The following is an 18111-nucleotide window of genomic DNA, read 5'->3' as shown; positions in this document are numbered from 1 at the left end:
GGCTCGACCTTGATGGGCCCGCGCAAGCGGGCAAGGGAGGTGACAGCGCCCGCTTCGCCGGACCAGGTGAGTGAAGGTCCAACTGCGCTATACTCGCTTGAACTAACGCTTGCTGTTCCTGGCCCGTTGATTATCGTTGAGCGTTCCTGAGGCAGCACGGGATATGGACTTGCCTCGTCGATGAGTTCGATCGCACCTGCTTGCTTTGATCGCCGCCGCGGTGGTCCCGGTTTGGCTGTGTTAGCGCCGGCCTCGGCGCTTCGGCGGGTGGCTCGAATGGCGTCAATGCAGGAGCCGGCGTCTCGGTCGGCAGTGGTGGGGCCAACGCCGGCCTTGGCGCCTCTGTGGACGGCACGAGTGGCGTCAATGCCGGAGCCGGCGCCTCGATTGGCGGATCCAGCGGAGCCCTGCTCTGTCAGGGGATAGCTACACCAACTCCATCAGCCGCTGCTGCAGGAGATTTCCGCGAGAGCATCCGGGAGATTAGGCCTGTCCTGGTGCCACGCGATCGGCGAGTTCAGGCGCGATCAGTACCGTGCTCTCCGGCGACCAGTTCAGCACAACTTCCTGGCCCTCGGCCAGCCTTTCGGCACCTGTATTCTGCACGATCACCTTTAGCGTCTGGTCACCGCGCTCGACGAAATAGGTGCTGTTGTTGCCGGCGAAGATGCGCTTCGAAATCTGGCCCTTGAGCGTGTTGGCATTGGCGTGATCAGACTTCCCCGTGCCAGTCGAGAACTGGATGCGCTCCGGCCGCACGGCGCAGCTCGCCTTTCCACCCGTGGGCACGGACGCGCCGACAGAGGCAGCGATCGTCGTGCCGTCCGGTAGCTTTACGCCGTTGCCGGTCGCATCGCCGCGGAAGATGTTGGCGTCGCCGAGGAAGGTCGCGGCGAATTCGCTTTGCGGCCGGTCGTAGATTTCTTCCGGCGGCCCCTCCTGTACCAGCCGGCCGTCGCGCAATATGCCGATGCGGTCACTCATCGTCAGCGCCTCTTCCTGGTCGTGCGTGACGAAGATGGTGGTGATGCCGATCTCGCGCTGGATGCGTTTCAATTCGATCTGCATGTCGACGCGCAGCGCCTTGTCGAGCGCGCCGAGCGGCTCGTCGAGCAGAAGCACGCGCGGCTTGGTGACGATGGAGCGTGCCAGCGCAACGCGCTGCCTCTGGCCGCCGGAGAGTTGATGCGGCCGGCGGCCGCCGAGCTTGCCGAGTTGGACGAGGTCGAGCGCGCGCTGCACTTGCGTGGCGATCGACGCCTTCGCCTCGCCGCGCACCGAAAGGCCAAAGGCGACGTTGTCGGCGACGCTCATATTGGGGAACAGCGCATAGTTCTGGAACACCATGCCGATGCGGCGCTTCTCGACCGGCACGCGCTCAACGCTTTCACCGCCGATGGCGATGCGGCCGGTATCCGGAAAGTCGAAGCCGGCGATTTGGCGCAGCAGCGTCGTCTTGCCGCTGCCCGAGGGGCCGAGCAGCGCGTAGAAGCCGCCATCGGCAAAATCGATCGAGACATCGTCCAGCGCCTTGTGCGCGCCGAAACTGCGGGAGACGTTCGCTACCTGGACGCCGGCCATTATTTCTCTCCGCCGAATTTGAAGAAGCGTGCCGTCAGCAGCATGAGCGCCATGGATACGACAATGATGATCGTCGAGACCGCATTGATCTCGGGCGTGAAGCCTTTGCGGATCGCGGCATAGATTTCGACCGGCAGCGTCGTCTGGCCGGGCGTCGACAGGAAATACGAGACCACGAACTGGTCGAACGACACGGCAAACGCAAACAGCCCGCCGGCGATCACCCCAGGCATGATCCATGGCAGCGTGACGCGCATGGTCACCTGCCACTGATTGGCCCCGAGTGAGCGCGCCGCCTCTTCCAGCTCCGGGGCGAAAGTCTGTAGCCGGGCCGAGACGACGACGATGACATAAGGCAACGCCAGCGCCACATGGCCGAGCAGGATGGCGAACAGGCCGCGCCCGATGCCGACGCCGAAGAAGAAGATCAGCATCGCCGTGCCGGTGATCAGCCACGGAATGGCAATCGGCGGGAAGAGCAGCGCCTGCAGGAATTTCTTGCCGCGGAACTCGTAGCGGTAGAGCGCGAGCGAAGCCATCACGCCCAACACCGTCGAGATGATCGTGGTGATGACGGCAATCTCGATGCTGTTCCAGGTCGCCGCGATCAGCTGGTCGTTCTGCCAGAGCGAGGCATACCAGTCCGTCGTCCACTCGAACGGCAATTGGTAGAAGGGCGATGTGTTGAACGACATCAGCGCCATGATGATGATCGGCAGATAGAGGAAGGCGAGCAGCAGCACGATATAGAAGCGCCCGAGCCATTCGAGGATGCGCGTCGTCGCCATCAGCCTGCCCTCCGCAAAACTGGAGCGGCGAGCGCCAGGATAATCAGCACGACCGCCAGCAGGATGAAGGACAGCGCAGCACCCAGTGGCCAATTGAAGACGGCGACGAACTGGTCCTCGATGACTGTGCCGTAGAAGGTCCCGGTGCGGCCGCCGAGGATGCGTGGCTCCATGAAGGAGCCTACCACCGGCACGAAGATTAGCGCTGAACCGGCGATCAGGCCGGGCATCGACAGCGGCATGATCACCCGCCACAGCACCTGCCGCCGCGAGGCGCCGAGCGACCGGCCGGCTTCGATCAGCGAGTCGTCAATGGCCTGCAGCGTCAGGTAACAGGTCAGAACCATGTAGGGCACGTAGGAGTGCACAAGGCCGATGATGACGGCGGGATAGGAATACATCAGATCGATGTTGATCTTGAACGGCAGGACCGCGTTGAGCGCCGTGTCGAGAATGCCGCCTTCGCGCAGCACCATGGCCCACGAGAAGATGCGCACCAGGCCATTCGACCAGAAGGGCAGGATGACGAGCAGGAAAATCGCCTCGCGGCTGCGGCCCTTCAGCACCTTGGCCAGCACATAGGCTGCCGGGTAGCCGATGACGACGCACCACAGCGTGACCTCGAGCCCGAGACGCAGCGACGCGAGCAGCAGTTTCGAATAGAGGCTTTGCGAAAAGAAGGCCGCGTAGTTGCCGAGCGTGAACGACCACTCCTTCCCGGCCAGCGGCAGATCGGTCATGAAGGAGAAGAACACCATGGCCGACAGCGGCAAGAAGATCGCCACCGTCAGCCACAGATAGGCGGGCAGGAGAAGCGGCAGAGCGGGCCTCAATCCACGGCGCGAACCGATCGCAAGCTGGTCGGCCATTTTGCCTCTCCTCCGAAAGACGCGCGTTATTTCACGTTGACCTTCAGCTCCTGCCACAGCGCCAGGTACTTCTCGCGCTGCTCGTCGGTGATCGGCGCCTGGAACTGGATGCGCTTGGCGACCTCCGGATCACCCATCACCTTGCGGTTGAAGGCATCCCCGGGCAGTGCCTCGACCGCCTTGGTGTTGGCGGAAACAGGAGCGCCGACCTTGGTGACCCATTCGACATAGAACTTCGGATCGATCATGTAGTTGATGAAGGCCTCAGCGCCGGCGACATTCTTGGAGCCGACCGGGATCGAGAAGGCGTCGAGCCAGGCGACCGAGCCTTCCTGCGGGATGACCAGCGAGACCGGCAGCTTGAAATGCGTCTTGGCGCGATCGGCCGAGCCGCTCCAATAGGTGCCGATGTCGATCTGGTTGGAGGCGACCATCTGGTTCCAGTCGTTCTCCGAGCTCCAGAAGGTCTTGATCTGCGGCATGAGCGAGGTGAGCTTCGCTTTGACCGCTTCCATATCCTTGATGTCATTGATGTTCTGTCCCGAAGCCAGCGCACCGAACTGCACCGCCTCGACGGCGTCGTCACGGATGATGACGCGCCCCTTATGCGCCGGGTTCCACATCTCGGCGATGCTCGTCGGCGGCTTGTCGAACGACTTATCATTGATGGCCAGCGCTGTCAGGCCCCACACCCACGGCACACCATAAACCTTGCCGTCATGGTCGAGCATCGGCGAACCGGCCTTGTCCTTGGCGATGTCGGCATAGTTGGAGAGTTTTGAGACATCGATCGGCTGGATCAGCTTCCCGGCCATCGCCTGGTCGTTGAAGGCGGCATTGATCATGACGACGTCGTAAAGGCCCGGATTGGTGCGGATCTTGGTCAGCATCTCCTGTTCGGAGTTGAAGAAGTCGTTGACCACCTTGAAGCCGGTCGCCTTCTCGAAATTGGCGACCGCCCACGGCTCGTCGGCGCCATAGCCTTTCCAGTTGAGCACATGCACTTCCTCGGCTGCTTGTGCTGCCAAAGGGAATGCATAAACCGTGAATGCAGAGACGAAGACGGCGGTCGCCTTCAGAAAAGCTGTCAGGCTGGGTATGCGCATGTTTTCTTTCCTCCATTGTTTGCCCGGTTGATGGGCTTGTTAAGTTGCAGTCGCTTCCTCTCGGCCATGCGCGGTGGTTGCTGGGCCGTTCCGGTTCAGGAATTCCTGGATTTCTGCATGGGTGGGCGCCGAGGACCCGCCATGACGAGTGACGGAAAGGGCGGCCGCGGCATTGGCGTAGCGGGCCGCCTCGCAGGGTGGCGTGCTCCGCGACAATGCGCTGACGAAGGCGCCGATATGCGTGTCTCCGGCCCCATTCGTGTCGACGGCTTGCACCTTGAAGCCGGGCACCGTACGAGTGCCGCCATCGGCTGTGCGCACGGTGCAGCCATGCGTGCCGGCGCGGATGACGACGCCTTCGGCCGTGGGGCAATGCTCGGCAAGCAATCTGATCGCGACGGACCGGGCATCGCCGGCGCCGGCGATTTCGGCGGCCTCGTTGGTGTTGCAGCTCAGCCAGGTCGTACGCGCCAGCACCCTGTTCAGGATTGGCCGTGGAATGTCGGCGATCACAGGTGTCGGGTCGAAGACCAGAGGAATGCCGGCCGGCAGCGCCTCGATCCAGTCGGCGAGCACATCGCGGCTGCCTGGATAGCTCAGCGTGTAGCCCGAAGTGAAAACCCAATCGCCCGGGACGACTTGGATCGGCTTCATCATTTCCAGCGCGAGCCGGCTCTCGGCGCCTGGCCATGAAACGAAGGTGCGTTCGGCGTCGCCGCTGATCATGGCGACGCAATTGCCGCTGTCCATCGAGGGAGACGGCGGCGTCAGCGTCTCGATGCCTTCGGCCGGGAAAGCGGCGCGCAGAAAGTCGCCGTCAGGTCCTGTCCCCAATTGCCCACCGAACACCACTTTCATGCCGGTGCGACTTGCCGCGACCATCATGTTGAAGCCGCCGCCGGCGACGCGCGCATAGCTCGTCGCGGTCTTTTCCGTGCCGGGCGCCGGCAAGGCATCGATACGGTAGACATAGTCGACCACGGCGCTGCCGACATGGACGAGCCGCCCGCTCATATGGCGTCCTCCTTGCCTGGGCCGGTCTTGGAGTCGCGTGCGGCGACCAGATCGGCAACCAGTGCGCAGACGTCCGCGACGTCGATACCATGCAGTTCGGAGATGCGATCCTGCGGCAGCTTCGACAGGCCGGCGCAGGCGCCGGCCATGCCGGCGGCGATGGCGCCAATCGTGTCGGTGTCGCCGCCGAGATTGGCTGCGATGACGGCAGCCCGCCATGCGTCGCCTTGCGCGACCTCCAGCACCGCGAATGCCGCCGGCACCGATTCCTGACTGGCGACACCGGTGCCGACCAAATCGACGATCAGCTTGATTGCTTCTCTTTCGGCCTTGCCGCGAACAAGCGCCTGCGCCCAGAGAATGCGCGCGGCGATGTCGCCGCCTGTGACCCAATGGCCGAGCGCGGCGCCAAGTCTTGCCGCTGCGACCGCATGGCCGCAAGCGGCGCGCCAGTCGCCACCCGAGACGCCGAGACTGACAGCGGCAGCGACCGCGGAAGCCGATGCAATGGCTATCGAGGTATTGTGCGTGGCCCGGCAGGTTTGTGCGACCTTCGCGACGACGGCGTCGAGCGGCTCCGGCGGCATCATGATGCCGACCGGTGCGATGCGCATCGCCGCGCCGTTGGTGTCGCCGCCGCGCCCCGCCTCTTCGGCCGGCACGCCGCTGTTGATGGCGTCGATGGCCCGTTTGGTCGAAGGTCCAAGCAGGTCGTAGCTGCCGCGCGCCTTGACGTCGCGCTCCCAGTCGAGCAGCGCGTTGACCCAGCGCGCATGGTCGAAACGCTCGCCGGATTCGACAAGGATGCGGCCAAGCAGCAGCGCCTGTTCGGTATCGTCGGTAACCGTGCCGGCCGCCAGCCCCTTCGACACCGGATGATCGGCGGCAGGCACGACGAAATCCTCGACATGGCCGTAGAGCTCGGCGATGCGAGACGTCGACAGAAGTTGTGTCGGCATGCCCAGCGCATCGCCAAGCGCCCCGGCGATCAGCGCGCCCATTGCCCGATCCATCAAGGCAGCGTCCGCCATGCTCAGAACTCCAGATGGAGCGCGAAATGCGCGGGATTGAGCAGGCTGGTGACGAATTCGATGGCGCGTCCGTCAGCGGCGCGCGTCAGGCGGCGTGTGCGCAGGAAGGGCGTGCCGGGCGCGCAATCGAGGATCGCGGCGTCGGCAGCGCTCAGCATCTCGACGTCGACCCATTCCTCGCCATGATCGGGAACAAGCCCTGCCACGCGCAGTGTCTGGTGCAGCGAGCCTTCGCGCAAGCCGCGCAGCGGTATGTCCTCCAATTCGGGCGACAGCGGCAGACGGCTGCGCTCGATCGAGATGGCGTGGCCGTCATCGGCATTGGTGCGGGCGCGATCGACGGCGATGAAGGACCGACTCCCGACCCCGAGCCTGGCCGCCAGTTCCGCGTCCTCGATGATCTCGAGCCGCAATGTGCGGGTCTCGGCATTGGCGCCCGCATTGGCAAGTGCGCGCGACCAGCCGATCGCGTCATCGACCGGCATGCCGTCGAAGGTGACAAAGGATCCGATGCCGACCTTGGTTGTGATGAGCCCCCGGCTCGACAATTCTTCGAGCCCCTTGCGGACTGTGTTGCGACTGACGGAGAAGCGCTGGACGAGCTCGTTCTCGCTCTGCAGGCGGTCGCCGAACCCAAGCAGGCCGGAGCGTATCTCATGCTCCAGAACCGTCGCGATCTGCTCGGGCTTGCCCGTGCCGGGAGTGAGTTGCATCGCGCGGCGGGCCATATCGATACCTGTTCACTGAACCTGTATGATCCTGTTCAATAGCTTATCTGAAAACAACCGTCAACGGGGCACTGCCTGCTTATCACCCACCGAACTCGGTTGGCATTAGGCTACGCGTGCTTCGCGCCCAAGCCCTCGCCACGACCCCTTCCAGTTGTCAGACGCGGAGGAAATGCCACCGCGCCAACCGTCCAATTTTGTACGTTAGATGTGAGCCTTCAGGAGGTCGTCCATTCGGACCTGGTGGCGGTCAGTAGCGGGGGGTTTGCTTACTGCATCGGCAAAGGCTCGCGGAGCTTCCTGATAAACAATGTGCGCGTCGTTCGATATCTCGCGCAGAAATTCCCCGCAGACCCTTCAGAATTTTAAGGGCGACCGAGCCTAAACAACCAGATGGTTAGCCGCGTCGTTGACGTGGTGGCGCAGACAGTGTTCATGGCCGGCGCCGATCCGGCCATTTTCCCAACAGCGGCGTTGCATCGTTCTCAATTGCCGAAGTGCCTTTTATTGGGATCAGTGACGGCTCTTCAGTGTTGCGCTTACGTCCAATTTTCAGGGCTTCGATTTCGTCATCACGCCTTGCGATCCGGCTTTCCAAGTTTGCAATGCGCTCTGTCAAAAAATAGCGGCCAACGATGAACCCTCCGCCTCCAAAAAGAACTGCGAAAGTCATGAAGGCTATAGGGTTGGCGATCACCAGAGTCGCATTGGTCTGGAAGAAAGTGATCAGATCGTGCATTTTGAACATCCTCTCAGTTCCGGGGAAGTTTGTGGATTTCCAATCTCACCGGGCCACCTCGATCGCAGTTCGTGCAGAGAAGCGCCCGCTCAACGGTACTGAATAGTGCGTCCTTCCCGTATCGCCCGATCAGCGCAGCCGCCTTCACCTCGGCGTGATGAGAGCAAGTCTTGCACCACGCCCGCAGCCTGTGCCATTCGCGTAAGTCCCCGAGGGAGACATCCAGATCGGCATGAATACTTCCGTCGACAATTGCCTGTGGCGGGATCTTCACCTCCCCAGGCGTCAAGATTTTTTCCATGACATGCCGGCTGTTGTAATGGATCAGCAGCATGCCGGGTCGACGGCGAATTGCAGCCTGCCAGGCGGCTTGGCTGACTGTCGCATCCGGGGACGTTGAAATCGTTTCGAGATGGGTCTTTTCCTCCCTGTCCCAGACTTCGATGCGGAAATTGTCCTCGGCCGTATTCGCCATCAGGTCCGTCCCCTGTGCCAGCCGCGAGAGAAGCCGTTGGAAACTGCCGCGCGCGACAGCGCGAGCTCACGTTCGAGTTCAGTGTTCCTGGATAGAACGTGCAGCAGTGCGACTACGCAATCGCCGCCCGCCGCAGCGATGGCCTGCTGCACCGCGGTTTCCAAATCCGACATAGCTTCGCCGCCCGGCGCGTTCTGGCGCTTTCCCATAGCCCTTCCTGCTCATATGTCTTTTCAGGAATAAGGAATATATTCCTGCCTCGTCAAGGCCGCTCTTGACTTTTTGTTCTTATTTCGTTCACTGTTGACCAGATTGGCCGCGGGAGGCGAGTTATGAGGCGTCAGCTGGAAATCAAAGGCGCTTCGCCGGAAGAGAAGCACCGCGGCATCGAAGCGGCCAAAGCTGTTCTTGCCGCAGCGGGAATATCCGCGGAAGAGGCAACGGATGGGATGTTCGCGCTCGAAAACTGGGACGATTCCAGCTTTGACGACGATGAAGCACCCACGGAGGACGAGGATGTAGCGGCGGCGATCTGGATGGACGCCAACAAGGCGGCAATCCTGGCGTGCTGCGCTGACTGGCCAAGTGATGCGGTGCCGGAGAACTATCAATTCCTTGAGTTGGTGGATTGATGTCCGACCACGGCCTGCCTTCCCAGAAAAAGCCGAAACTCATCGTTGTCGTGGCCTTTGACCGCGGTGACGATGGCGAACTGTTCACGGCCTATGGCCCGACTGATCAGCAAAGCGAGGAGCGCGCGCTCAGGATGGCCAAGGGGCTCGCCTCGAAGCATATTGGCGTGATCGCCTGGAGCCGAGATGCCGACCCTGCACTAGGCGATTACGGTCCGCCCACAACGCTATTCGTCAGCGGCGATGTCCCAGACATGGAATAGGCGCCGCCGTGTCACGCGCTTTCAGGCCGTACAGTCTCCACCGAGAGCGCCCCGGCCGAAAGCGGCCGCAAGAGTTCGGCCTCGGGCTTTGTAAGATCGAGCCAAGCCGGCCAATTTTCAGGCTTGAGCACAACCACCTGGCGGTTGTGATATGGCGCAACGTCCGCCCCGGGATCGGTCGTGAGCATCGTGAAGGTCGGCGGCTTGTTGCCGGTGCCCTCACGCCATAAGCCGGCAATCGCCATAAACGGAGCGCCGTTGAGCGTAAACCGATGTTTGGCCTTTGGATACTTGATGCCAGTGAATTCGAAGAATGCCGACGCAGGAACCAAGCAGCGATTGCTGTTTGCGAATTGCCTGCCTTCCGAGCGGAAATTGAACACTGGTCCGCCTTTCGGTCCTGATGGCGGGAACCCGAACGTCATCGATGCAAGTTCTATGACGTCGCCGCCGGCACGCATAATTGGAGCTGGGTCGTTGATGCGAATGTCGTCTGCGTGCGGCAGATCGAGTTCGGTCTGATGGTTCGGGATCTTCAACGTCAGCGAGGCCATCATCCGGCAATATTCGGCCCAGAGGACGTGCTGCTCGTAGTCATTGCACATGGGAGCCCCTTCGGCATTCTTGCAGGAACAGAACGAAGACCTGGACGCTTGACAGCGCCAGCATTTCTACGCCGACTTTCGGCTCTTGGCTTTTGCGCCGCCCTTGATGCCTTCCTTGGCCAGGCTCTTGCGAAGAACCGAGGCCAGATCGACGACATTCTCTTTTGGTGCGGGCACCGGCTTGGGCGGCGCTTTGCCTTTGCGCTTGGCGTCGATCATGGCGATTAACGCGTCTTCATATGTGTCTTCGAATTTCGACGGATCGAACTTGGTGACTTTCTTGTCGATCAACAGTTCGGCTATCTCAAGAAGGTCTTCATCGTATTTGTGGCTTTTCAAGCTATCAAACACGGTCTTTTCCGACGTCATCTCGTTGTGAGTGCGCAATTCGGTCAGCAGCATCCCCTTCTGGAAAGGTTGGATCAGCACCTCGCGCCCGCGCTGGTAGAGCACCACGCAAGAGCGCGCAGCCACGCGCTTGTTCGCCATCGCGTCGCGAAGAACGCAAAAGGCTTCGAGGGAGGCGCCGTCCGCCGGGATCAGATAATAGGGCTTTTCCAGATATCGGGTGTCGATGTCTTCGATCGCGACAAATGAATCCACCTCGAGCGTGTGGGCCGATGTCAGCTTGAGTTTCTTGATCTCGTCAGGCTCGATATTGATGAAATGGTCCTTGTCCACCTCATAACCCTTAACCTGGTCCTGGCTCTCGACGACATCCCCGGTCTCTTCATCCACATACGCGCTTTTGACAGGCAGGCCATCTTCACGGTTCAAAATCTTGAAGTGGATCTTGGAGGCCTCGCTGGTCGCACCGACAATCTTCACGCCGCACGAAACCGACCCGACCTTCAGGAAGCCCTTCCAAACCGCTCGGGGTGCCGCCATGACGTTGCTCCTTTTGTTGCCGCCAGTAACAACACTCGAAGTCGTCGCCCGTTCCGCCGAAGTGTCACGAGACTCCTCCGGGCGAGGTTGGCGACAGCATCGACCATGACTGCGAAAATGCTGTCAACTTCCTCCCCATCTCTGTTGCCGATATCCCTTCACGGCATTGCCGATCACGCGTTCACTGGTTCCGCCGAGATCCGGCGTGGCATTGAAAGCCGCCGCTCATACGAAGACGACTCGCCGTCCGCTCTGGTGAACCCACATGGCAAAGCTAAAGTGCTCTCGGCTGCTAGCCACCTGAGAGTTGCCCGGCAGAGGTCGTAGGCGCGCTCTGCGTCAGTGCGATGAAGACCTACGGTGCCTTCTCAGCCTGGTAATCGCCGAGCGTCCGACAGTGACTACGCCGCCGCAGTCAATCCGCACCGTCAACTTGTCGGCTTTGCGATCAATGCGGATAATGTCCCCAACAAGAACGACTTTATCTCCAGCGCGGGTTTTAGGTGGTGGGTCAACCGAATAGGGTGAGTCATAGGACGGAATGCTTACTTTGGCGCGTCCGCTAGGCAGGATCGTGGTGACCGTGCCCGTCAACGCGACCTCGTCGCCGATCTCAAGTTCCCGGGGCACACTATAGTGTAACATAGGCCTCCTCCGGCGCGTTCCAGATGTTAATGCCGGTAAACTGACTTGGTTGCGTGAAATCGCAAGTCTCTGCCCCCTCGCCTCCATCGGGCCGAGCACCCTTTCCAAGTGGGGCTTCCGGAAGCGCGGGTGGGAATTTCCAGCGCCGCCGATCAATGAAATATTTGATCGCTGGCGATCAGAAACCGGAACTCACCAAGCGTGAGAAGCTGTCAAGCGTGATCGCGGCGACACTTTCCTCGCCTTCGGGCGCCACCGATTCAGGTCGAGTAATCTGAGCCCGCTCCGACTGGCCGGCTTCGTACTCGGAACCTTGTCTTGCACGGCATGTTGAGCATGCGGTGGTCAATTCCTCAGGTGCAGTCACCGAGTCCGTCGGTGGCCATGCGGCGGGCTTTTTCATTGGTGTTTAATGGCGGCACAGTTCACTCGGCACCGAAATTGCATCCTGCTATGAGCCTGGGTCACCCCGCCCCGGGCAGTCCCTTGGTTCATCCCTAGGGACGCCCGCCGCTGCCGTGAATGGGGCGGCGGGTCTATTTGCGGGCGACCCTGACCTTACGTTGAGGAGGGATCACGCCATTAAATGGACCAAGTGCGTACCACCCAAATCGCGAATGCGATGGGCATAGACCACCGCCTCAATCGGTCAACCCGCCGCAACCACTCCAGACTCTCCCGCTGCCGAAAGGTGGCGGGCTTCTTCCAGCACGGAACCTTGTCCGTCGCTGAAAATTGACCCAACGGCGACAGCGTTGCACAGGGCTGTCGCTGACCAAAGACCCAATCTCTGGTCGGCCCGCACCGCCCCGAGCGGTGCGGGCTTTTCAGCCACGCAGAGGGAATTCCCATCGAACCTGAAGGCCAAAAAGCGCCCCGCCGAGTTACAGGACAACGTGGGTCCGCGCCATGCGAGACATCGTTCGGACCGCCATACAAAAGCCCGCCGGCGGAAGCTGGCGGGCTTTTGACGCCGCGCGCCCAACGTCAACCGCTGGCCCGAGGGCGGGGGAGAGTCGAAGCGCGCGTCTCGCCGATCGCTGGATCCCCTTCATCGGGTGGCGATATGAAAGGATGTGAAGGGGGCCGACGCAGAGCCTGAGAGATACCGCGCCGGTCTCGGCGACCCGCAGGCCCGCCGCGCGCTCACGTCGTGGCTTTCGCCTGCTTATGTTCCATTAGCGATGCGGATGCCCAAATGGAACCGTCCCCCTCCCGATGTGCATTCATGGTCAGGTCCAACGGAGGACAGCGCAATGTTCATCATAGTCAATGCGCGGTTGGAAGCTGATGCCTGTGGATCACGCAAGCTGCATGCGGCGCCTTAACAGAACCCCGCTCTGGAGCGGTTTCTCGTGAGAGGGCGAGCGTGTGACCCAACGGCCTTGTCAGATTCTGCCTCTGCCTTTGACCGACTCCGGTTCAATCCGGCCATGTCCCGGCGTCGGCAAGTCTGTTCGTGCCGAGGAGGTCCTCCATTCGGCGATGGTGCCATCCGGAAGACTTACTTGCGTCCCCGCGCGGCAGGCAACACCCTTTCAGCAATTCCATTGGCCGCAGCAGCGCTTGCCTGAGCCCGTGCTGTGGTCAGGAACGGGAGTAGGAACCCGCTCCGTGTAGAGTTCTGGAGCGGGTTCCTGCTGCCTCAATGGTGTCTTATCAAAGCCGCGCCGAGGGCGGCGGCAATGCCTTGGTCGAGCAACAGTGGTGTCTACTGGCCCGCTGATCTGGACAAGCTCCAGCGGGTGTTTGATCGGCTGTGTAGCGAGCGCCGTCTAGCCAAAAAAGACAGGGAACAGCGGGAATCCCTGGCCAGGGAAGTGTTCCAGGTTTTCGATGCCGGGACCACGAACGAAGCGGACCTATTGCGGGCCATTTCGAGGCGGGTGAGACGTCCCGCTTGATGGAGCTTTCTATGTGGCCTTGTCCATCAGTGGCGTCTTCCGCGTCGGCGTTTTATAGGGCGTCACCAGTCTGACGGTATCGGCATCGACGGTGACGGGAATGCCCAGGTTCACCGTCACGTGATTTTCGTCGATGTGGGTGACGCTGCCAATCAGCTCGATGTGCTGCCCCTTCTGCACCTTCGTTGTTTGATCGACGATCGAATGCGGCTGTCCATAAGAAGGGATGGAAACGCTCACATGGTCCTCAGTTACCCGCCGCCGGACGGTTGCGGTTATCGCGACCTCATCGCCGATCTTGATGCCCTGAGCCATACGATGATTCTGGGGCGGTCAACGCCCTCGTCAAGCAAGCGCTAATACTTGCATTTTCGCCACCCCGGTGACACGGCTTAGAGCCGCCAAGTTATGCGGGCCAAAACATTAGTGCTCCGAACACCACGGCAACTCCGCCTGCCGCCACAGCCATACTACGACTAGTTGCGATCTCGAACGGGTCGCCGCCATTTAGTTGGTCGACGATCGCTTCGCGCCATACACCGATCGCAGTTCTTTTTCGATCTGTCGCTGGAGGATCCGCGATAGCTCGATGGCCCTCTCCTCGTCACCGACCAGGCTGTTGATAAGTTCGGCGCCGACCCAGCCGTGCGCGTAAATCGCTCCGTCCTGCGAGAGCTTGTTCAGCAACTTGCACACGCACTGGCATAAGGCGCGACCCTAAATGGCAGACAAAGCCGCTTGGCAGGTAGCCGGCGCCGCCCCGGCATGCTGCTGATCCACTACAACAGCCGCCATGTCACGGAAAAGATCATCACACCAGGCCAGGTCGTGATTCCGCCGCAAACGTTCATCGATGGCAGCGTTCACGCCGGCTTGGATGTTTCCCTTGGCGACCTCCGTGAGTGGCACACTTTGCGGGCCTGGTGAACAAAATGCTTGCATCATGCCGAGATGAAGCCGGCCGGGCTGATCCGACGATATGGCAAAGGCGCGCTTTTTAGCACCATCGAACGCGCGCTGTTCTGCATGAGCCTCGACCGGGGCGGGCCGGTCCGGCTCGAGGTTCACAATGTGCCACGAAACTGTGGGAGTTGGAGAATGCATAGCCACTCGACAACTCGTGGAACTCCTCAAAATTGCCGGGAAACGTGTGCGCCAGGTAGCGCACGATCTTGGAGTTATCCATCAGCCGATGGAAATATGCGTTCCCGGCACCGAGTTCCAGGCTCGCCAAACCACGCCGCTCAAACGCGCTCAGAAACGCGGCACCTAGGGCGCTGACCTCGGGTTCCATCATGCGGTACTGATCCTGAGTCAGGTTGGCGATCATGGTCGGATGGAAGTCCTTGACCAGCATCCTCTGTGGCGTAAGGGCGACGAGCATCTTCACGTAAGTGAATGTGACCCGGTCCATGGCAACCATTAGCCTCGCAATCTCCAATTGCCTGGCTGGGAGAACATGCCGGAGCAAACCGAAGATTTTCACCTTTACCGGGCAATCACGAAGGCGGTCGAGAACCTCGGCGCAAATCCCGTGGGCGGGTTGCCAGGCCTCGCTTCCGCAGGGAGAGATTTCACCACAAGGTGGAGTTGCTGCCGGTCCGACCCTCGTGGCTTGCAGCCTTTGAGCCAACAGTTTCGGTATGGTGGGAAGTCCCTCGGACGCCAGCAAAGAGTGAAACCGCATGTCACTCATTATCAGACGAAGCGCTTCGACCAAACGCCCCAAGCGTTGTTCTGTTTCAGCTACTTCCCTTATGAAATCGCGTTTGCGTCTGCACTCCGCCTCATAGGTTGCCAGGAGCCTGGGTGCGAAGAGCTTTTCTTTTGATCCCGGCTGATCAGCGACAATGTTCCGGGCGTGTCGCTGGTTGCTGTCGCGCAAAACTTTGTGAGCGGGTTCGCGGGTCAGACGACGCTTCGAACTCACCATAGGTCCTCAGCACCTGTTCGCCCTGCCAGCCGGACAAGCGGACCGAGCGTGGCAAAGAGGTAGGTGTCCAGCGGTGCTCCATTGTTGGCGCGCAAGACCGATTTTCCGAGGATTTCGGACGCAGGGGCAATCAGATAATCCCGAATGGCCAGATCACCAGGGCTCATCCTGATCAGGGTGAAGATGTCGGCGAGCGACTGGCGCTTTGTGTCCAAAGACCAGAAGGGATATCCGTGGTCGGAGGCGCAGCACCGCGCGATCTCTATCGCAACAGAGAACTCCTCATTGATCCGGAAGACGTCGCTCTTTGTATCGTGAGTCGCCGTTCCGCCTGCCACTTCAATCGCTGCCAGCAGGTCCTCGATCGCCTGTGCACGCAGCGACGCCATTCGCTGCTTGGAGGTGATAAACTGCCAGTTCTTCGGCGGCTCATAGCCAATCAATTCGTAGGACTTTAGAAGGCTTCCGAAGCGATGGTGGTATAGACTCGCTGCGGGGCAATCGGGTGCAGCGTCGATGATGGAGGTAGACAAGGCGCCTCGGCGCGCCAGGACCTTCCTTAATGCCATCAGCATCTCTTCGTTGCTCACACGCGTATGCGAATAGAGCCTCTTGTGAATGACTTGCGCCCGTTCGAACAGCTTGAGGTCGATAATGGGCTCGAATGCCTCTTCCGCTCGCACCCACTGTTCGGGAGGATTGTGCACTGCCTTTCCTTTGAGCTTGCGGGAGCGTCTGTTCCAGACATTGGTGCCAATGTATTTTTCATTGGTCAGCACCCCGCGCACCGTTTCCTGCTTCCAGGGTCGACCAAGGTCCGTCAGCACGCCGCGCTTGTTCAGCAGCCTTGCCATCTCAAGATCTGTCTTGTTTGTTTTGACGAAGTGATTGAAGATCCACCGCACCGTTGCAATCTCTTCTGGCGGCCCGGGTACCAGGATCATCCTGTCAGTGTGCAGGCTCTTTTGTTCGTGCTCGGAGAGGATAAGTTTGGGATGTCCCGAGTGGTCCAGCAATTGGCGTCTTAAACCGAGCCCTGGCTTGCCGCCTTGGCGGAACCCAAGCCGGACCAGCCTTGCCTGGCCTATGAACGTCTTTTGCGAGAGCATGCGGCTGTGCTCGGCTGCCATGCTGCGTTTAATGGCCTTAAGCACATCGGAGCCGACGCTGCCGTCGTTCAAGAACTGCTCGGCGCAGAATTCGATACGCACGCCGGCCATATGGCAGCGGTATTCGTAGGAGGCGCTTTCATCGATGTTCTGAAAGCGTCCCCAGCGGCTGACATCATAGACAACGATGGTTTCGAAATCGGCACGCCCGCTCTCCACATCGGCGAGCAAACGTTGAAGGCCGAGGCGCCCTCCCAATTTGAGGCCGCTGCGCCCGGCATCCTCGTAAGTGGCGACGATCGCGTAGCCCATTATGTCGGCATAGTCGCGGATGGCATCTTTCTGGTTGTCGATCGAGTAGGTCTGGTGCTCTTTCGACATGCGCAGATATTGAGCAGCGCGTACTACGCGCGTGCCTGCAGTCCGAAGGGTTGCAACCTTGTCCATCGCGTTGCGCCATCGCATCGATGTCTTGAAGATAGCGAAGGACGGCCTGCGAGTTGGTTAGCAATTCCAGTCCAGTTTATGTCGAATCCCCGGCGTCGTTCGTTCGTCATTGCGGCGCAACCGTGTGCGGATGGCGCAAGCGCCTGGGCATGCTCTCGCTCGGCATGGCGAAGCCAATTGGAAAGGGCTTTGTCAAGCGCCGACCAGCGATGATGGGAACGTGAAGGCTGGGTGAGAACACACATTCGTAGTTTCCGCTTTGGAAACCATGGCTTTCAACTACCGGCAAACCTTGTCTCACTTCGTGAGCCGGCGCGCCGCCGTTCCGCCGCAATGCAGCCGCACTCGGGCCATCGCCCCCGCTTGTCAGTTCCCGGGGCGTCAGAGGAGTTCCAGTCATGATCGTTAGAAAGGCTATTTTGGCGGTGCTGGTCACCGCGGCACTCGCGGGCTGCCAGTCGCAGACAGAAGGCCAGCAGCGCGCCACCACGGGTGCGCTATTGGGCGGCGCCGGCGGTGCTCTCGTCGGCCAGGCCATCGGCGGCAATACTAAGAGCACCGTCATCGGCGCGGCCAGCGGCGCGCTGCTTGGCGCCGTCGTCGGCTCCGCCACCACCCCGCAGCGCCGGGAGGACCAGCTCTGCCGCTACCAGGACCGTTACGGCCGCATCTACACCGCGCCTTGCGACGACCGTTACTACAACGGCAATTATTGACGAGCTTCCGACTGTGTGAGCCGGCGCGTTAACGCCGGCTCACACACACCGTCGTTCCGTTGTACGCTTTGCGGGATAGGACGGTATTGCGGCGGGCAGCAGGAGGTCGAGCATGATGAGCCTTGCCGGTGCCCTGAAAAATCGCGGCGGGCATGCAGTGAAGCTGCTGCTTCGCTACGACAACCGCAACTGGCTGAGCATCCGCCAGATCGAAGCCTTCACGGTTTTCCTCGAAGCCGCCAACCGCAAGTCGCGCGAACGCGCCCTCCCTGCTTGAGCCGGGAGGACGCGATCTCCGTCGAATGGCTGACCTAGTTGACAGTCATTTGCTTGCGCCATTTCCAAGGCCTATCGAACGATCCTGCCCATAGGCCGTACTTGGCTTTCCTAGCGTCAGTCTGGGCCTTGGCATAGAAGCCAGCACTATATTTCGGCCAGTCGACCGCATAGCCCTTCTTGACCACCCATTCGCCGATATCGACACCGCCTGCCGTGCAGACGGCCACCATGCGCCTGAACTGGTCGCGGTCGACCTCGATGCAGGATGTCGGGCGATGCGCCTCGAGAAAGTCCGCCAGCGCGAGAGATGCCTTTTGCCCGCAATGATATTTCTAGCCGCGGCGTCAAGGCACAGCTGC

22 protein-coding genes are annotated in these 18111 nt (G+C 60.8%); 5 read left to right on the top strand and 17 right to left on the bottom strand.

Features of this window, described 5'->3' with window-relative positions; translation table 11 throughout:
* Positions 1-483: 483 nt before the first annotated feature.
* From O7A70_RS29615 to O7A70_RS29570, 10 genes are all read right to left on the bottom strand, one after another.
* Positions 484-1581, bottom strand: a complete 1098-nt coding sequence (locus O7A70_RS29615) for an ABC transporter ATP-binding protein (RefSeq protein ID WP_337143500.1) — start codon at positions 1579-1581, stop codon at positions 484-486.
* Positions 1581-2369: an ABC transporter permease gene (locus tag O7A70_RS29610; protein ID WP_337143499.1), complete on the bottom strand. Its 789-nt coding sequence runs from the start codon at positions 2367-2369 to the stop codon at positions 1581-1583. The genes O7A70_RS29615 and O7A70_RS29610 overlap by 1 nt, the downstream gene beginning before the upstream one ends.
* Positions 2369-3238: an ABC transporter permease gene (locus O7A70_RS29605; protein WP_337143498.1), complete on the bottom strand. Its 870-nt coding sequence runs from the start codon at positions 3236-3238 to the stop codon at positions 2369-2371. The genes O7A70_RS29610 and O7A70_RS29605 overlap by 1 nt, the downstream gene beginning before the upstream one ends.
* A 26-nt stretch (positions 3239-3264) precedes the next feature.
* Positions 3265-4344 carry an ABC transporter substrate-binding protein gene (locus O7A70_RS29600; RefSeq protein ID WP_337143497.1) on the bottom strand — a complete coding sequence of 360 codons (1080 nt, stop codon included), beginning with the start codon at positions 4342-4344 and terminating at the stop codon, positions 3265-3267.
* Between the two features lie 39 nt (positions 4345-4383).
* Positions 4384-5358, bottom strand: coding sequence for a PfkB family carbohydrate kinase (locus tag O7A70_RS29595; RefSeq protein ID WP_337143496.1), 975 nt, complete (start codon positions 5356-5358; stop codon positions 4384-4386).
* On the bottom strand, positions 5355-6389 hold the full coding sequence (locus O7A70_RS29590; protein ID WP_337143495.1) for an ADP-ribosylglycohydrolase family protein: 1035 nt from the start codon (positions 6387-6389) through the stop codon (positions 5355-5357). Before O7A70_RS29590 ends, O7A70_RS29595 begins: the two co-directional genes overlap by 4 nt.
* 2 nt (positions 6390-6391) lie before the next feature.
* Entirely contained in the window at positions 6392-7117 is a 726-nt protein-coding gene (locus O7A70_RS29585; RefSeq protein ID WP_337143494.1) for a GntR family transcriptional regulator, read from the bottom strand.
* A 433-nt stretch (positions 7118-7550) separates the two neighbouring features.
* The gene (locus O7A70_RS29580; protein WP_337143493.1) at positions 7551-7856 is read right to left on the bottom strand and encodes a hypothetical protein; all 306 of its coding nucleotides are present in this window, start codon (positions 7854-7856) and stop codon (positions 7551-7553) included.
* Positions 7857-7869: 13 nt separating this feature from the next.
* Complete coding sequence (locus O7A70_RS29575) at positions 7870-8331, bottom strand: hypothetical protein (protein WP_337143492.1); 462 nt, start codon at positions 8329-8331, stop codon at positions 7870-7872.
* A complete protein-coding gene (locus tag O7A70_RS29570) occupies positions 8331-8540 on the bottom strand; it encodes a hypothetical protein (RefSeq protein ID WP_337143491.1) in 210 nt (69 codons plus the stop codon). The genes O7A70_RS29575 and O7A70_RS29570 overlap by 1 nt, the downstream gene beginning before the upstream one ends.
* Before the next feature lie 123 nt (positions 8541-8663).
* On the opposite strand from O7A70_RS29570, the gene O7A70_RS29565 reads away from it, so the two are divergent.
* Both O7A70_RS29565 and O7A70_RS29560 read left to right on the top strand, forming a co-directional pair.
* Positions 8664-8963 carry a hypothetical protein gene (locus O7A70_RS29565; protein WP_337143490.1) on the top strand — a complete coding sequence of 100 codons (300 nt, stop codon included), beginning with the start codon at positions 8664-8666 and terminating at the stop codon, positions 8961-8963.
* Positions 8963-9226 (top strand): hypothetical protein, encoded by a 264-nt coding sequence (locus O7A70_RS29560; protein ID WP_337143489.1) that lies wholly within the window; start codon positions 8963-8965, stop codon positions 9224-9226. Before O7A70_RS29565 ends, O7A70_RS29560 begins: the two co-directional genes overlap by 1 nt.
* 11 nt (positions 9227-9237) lie before the next feature.
* Here O7A70_RS29560 and O7A70_RS29555 read toward each other — a convergent pair whose 3' ends face one another.
* The 4 genes from O7A70_RS29555 to O7A70_RS29540 form a co-directional block, all read right to left on the bottom strand.
* Positions 9238-9831 (bottom strand): SOS response-associated peptidase, encoded by a 594-nt coding sequence (locus O7A70_RS29555; RefSeq protein ID WP_337143488.1) that lies wholly within the window; start codon positions 9829-9831, stop codon positions 9238-9240.
* Between the two features lie 66 nt (positions 9832-9897).
* Positions 9898-10719: a non-homologous end joining protein Ku gene (gene ku, locus O7A70_RS29550; protein WP_337143487.1), complete on the bottom strand. Its 822-nt coding sequence runs from the start codon at positions 10717-10719 to the stop codon at positions 9898-9900.
* A 2558-nt stretch (positions 10720-13277) separates the two neighbouring features.
* Positions 13278-13583, bottom strand: coding sequence for a hypothetical protein (locus tag O7A70_RS29545; protein ID WP_337143486.1), 306 nt, complete (start codon positions 13581-13583; stop codon positions 13278-13280).
* A gap of 192 nt (positions 13584-13775) precedes the next feature.
* The gene (locus tag O7A70_RS29540; RefSeq protein WP_337143485.1) at positions 13776-13955 is read right to left on the bottom strand and encodes a hypothetical protein; all 180 of its coding nucleotides are present in this window, start codon (positions 13953-13955) and stop codon (positions 13776-13778) included.
* A gap of 78 nt (positions 13956-14033) precedes the next feature.
* On the opposite strand from O7A70_RS29540, the gene O7A70_RS29535 reads away from it, so the two are divergent.
* Entirely contained in the window at positions 14034-14195 is a 162-nt protein-coding gene (locus O7A70_RS29535; RefSeq protein WP_337143484.1) for a hypothetical protein, read from the top strand.
* 70 nt (positions 14196-14265) lie between these two features.
* Here the strand turns inward: O7A70_RS29535 and O7A70_RS29530 are convergent, their stop codons facing one another.
* Together O7A70_RS29530 and O7A70_RS29525 are read right to left on the bottom strand one after the other, a co-directional pair.
* Complete coding sequence (locus O7A70_RS29530) at positions 14266-15201, bottom strand: plasmid partitioning protein RepB C-terminal domain-containing protein (protein ID WP_337143483.1); 936 nt, start codon at positions 15199-15201, stop codon at positions 14266-14268.
* The gene (locus O7A70_RS29525) at positions 15195-16757 is read right to left on the bottom strand and encodes a recombinase family protein (protein WP_337143482.1); all 1563 of its coding nucleotides are present in this window, start codon (positions 16755-16757) and stop codon (positions 15195-15197) included. The genes O7A70_RS29530 and O7A70_RS29525 overlap by 7 nt, the downstream gene beginning before the upstream one ends.
* A 398-nt stretch (positions 16758-17155) precedes the next feature.
* Here O7A70_RS29525 and O7A70_RS29520 point away from each other — a divergent pair, with 398 nt between their 5' ends.
* Positions 17156-17473, top strand: a complete 318-nt coding sequence (locus O7A70_RS29520) for a YMGG-like glycine zipper-containing protein (RefSeq protein ID WP_140508130.1) — start codon at positions 17156-17158, stop codon at positions 17471-17473.
* Between the two features lie 112 nt (positions 17474-17585).
* Positions 17586-17750: a hypothetical protein gene (locus O7A70_RS29515; protein ID WP_337143481.1), complete on the top strand. Its 165-nt coding sequence runs from the start codon at positions 17586-17588 to the stop codon at positions 17748-17750.
* Positions 17751-17784: 34 nt separating this feature from the next.
* Here O7A70_RS29515 and O7A70_RS29510 read toward each other — a convergent pair whose 3' ends face one another.
* Positions 17785-18012 (bottom strand): thermonuclease family protein, encoded by a 228-nt coding sequence (locus tag O7A70_RS29510; RefSeq protein WP_337143522.1) that lies wholly within the window; start codon positions 18010-18012, stop codon positions 17785-17787.
* Between the last annotated feature and the right edge of the window lie 99 nt (positions 18013-18111).

Source organism: Mesorhizobium sp. Cs1299R1N1, assembly GCF_037179655.1.
GTDB lineage: Bacteria > Pseudomonadota > Alphaproteobacteria > Rhizobiales > Rhizobiaceae > Mesorhizobium > Mesorhizobium salmacidum.
The sequence above is the reverse complement of the archived record's forward strand: the minus strand, read 5'-3'. Positions and strand labels throughout refer to the sequence as shown.

Excerpts from the sequence above, each read along its gene's own strand:
- O7A70_RS29615 (WP_337143500.1), bottom strand. The coding sequence starts at position 1,581 with ATGGCCGGCGTCCAGGTAGCGAACGTCTCCCGCAGTTTCGGCGCGCAC.
- O7A70_RS29610 (WP_337143499.1), bottom strand. The coding sequence starts at position 2,369 with ATGGCGACGACGCGCATCCTCGAATGGCTCGGGCGCTTCTATATCGTG.
- O7A70_RS29605 (WP_337143498.1), bottom strand. The coding sequence starts at position 3,238 with ATGGCCGACCAGCTTGCGATCGGTTCGCGCCGTGGATTGAGGCCCGCT.
- O7A70_RS29600 (WP_337143497.1), bottom strand. The coding sequence starts at position 4,344 with ATGCGCATACCCAGCCTGACAGCTTTTCTGAAGGCGACCGCCGTCTTC.
- O7A70_RS29595 (WP_337143496.1), bottom strand. The coding sequence starts at position 5,358 with ATGAGCGGGCGGCTCGTCCATGTCGGCAGCGCCGTGGTCGACTATGTC.
- O7A70_RS29590 (WP_337143495.1), bottom strand. The coding sequence starts at position 6,389 with ATGGCGGACGCTGCCTTGATGGATCGGGCAATGGGCGCGCTGATCGCC.
- O7A70_RS29585 (WP_337143494.1), bottom strand. The coding sequence starts at position 7,117 with ATGGCCCGCCGCGCGATGCAACTCACTCCCGGCACGGGCAAGCCCGAG.
- O7A70_RS29580 (WP_337143493.1), bottom strand. The coding sequence starts at position 7,856 with ATGCACGATCTGATCACTTTCTTCCAGACCAATGCGACTCTGGTGATC.
- O7A70_RS29575 (WP_337143492.1), bottom strand. The coding sequence starts at position 8,331 with ATGGCGAATACGGCCGAGGACAATTTCCGCATCGAAGTCTGGGACAGG.
- O7A70_RS29570 (WP_337143491.1), bottom strand. The coding sequence starts at position 8,540 with ATGGGAAAGCGCCAGAACGCGCCGGGCGGCGAAGCTATGTCGGATTTG.
- O7A70_RS29565 (WP_337143490.1), top strand. The coding sequence starts at position 8,664 with ATGAGGCGTCAGCTGGAAATCAAAGGCGCTTCGCCGGAAGAGAAGCAC.
- O7A70_RS29560 (WP_337143489.1), top strand. The coding sequence starts at position 8,963 with ATGTCCGACCACGGCCTGCCTTCCCAGAAAAAGCCGAAACTCATCGTT.
- O7A70_RS29555 (WP_337143488.1), bottom strand. The coding sequence starts at position 9,831 with ATGTGCAATGACTACGAGCAGCACGTCCTCTGGGCCGAATATTGCCGG.
- ku (WP_337143487.1), bottom strand. The coding sequence starts at position 10,719 with ATGGCGGCACCCCGAGCGGTTTGGAAGGGCTTCCTGAAGGTCGGGTCG.
- O7A70_RS29545 (WP_337143486.1), bottom strand. The coding sequence starts at position 13,583 with ATGGCTCAGGGCATCAAGATCGGCGATGAGGTCGCGATAACCGCAACC.
- O7A70_RS29535 (WP_337143484.1), top strand. The coding sequence starts at position 14,034 with ATGCTGCTGATCCACTACAACAGCCGCCATGTCACGGAAAAGATCATC.
- O7A70_RS29530 (WP_337143483.1), bottom strand. The coding sequence starts at position 15,201 with ATGGTGAGTTCGAAGCGTCGTCTGACCCGCGAACCCGCTCACAAAGTT.
- O7A70_RS29525 (WP_337143482.1), bottom strand. The coding sequence starts at position 16,757 with ATGGACAAGGTTGCAACCCTTCGGACTGCAGGCACGCGCGTAGTACGC.
- O7A70_RS29520 (WP_140508130.1), top strand. The coding sequence starts at position 17,156 with ATGATCGTTAGAAAGGCTATTTTGGCGGTGCTGGTCACCGCGGCACTC.
- O7A70_RS29515 (WP_337143481.1), top strand. The coding sequence starts at position 17,586 with ATGATGAGCCTTGCCGGTGCCCTGAAAAATCGCGGCGGGCATGCAGTG.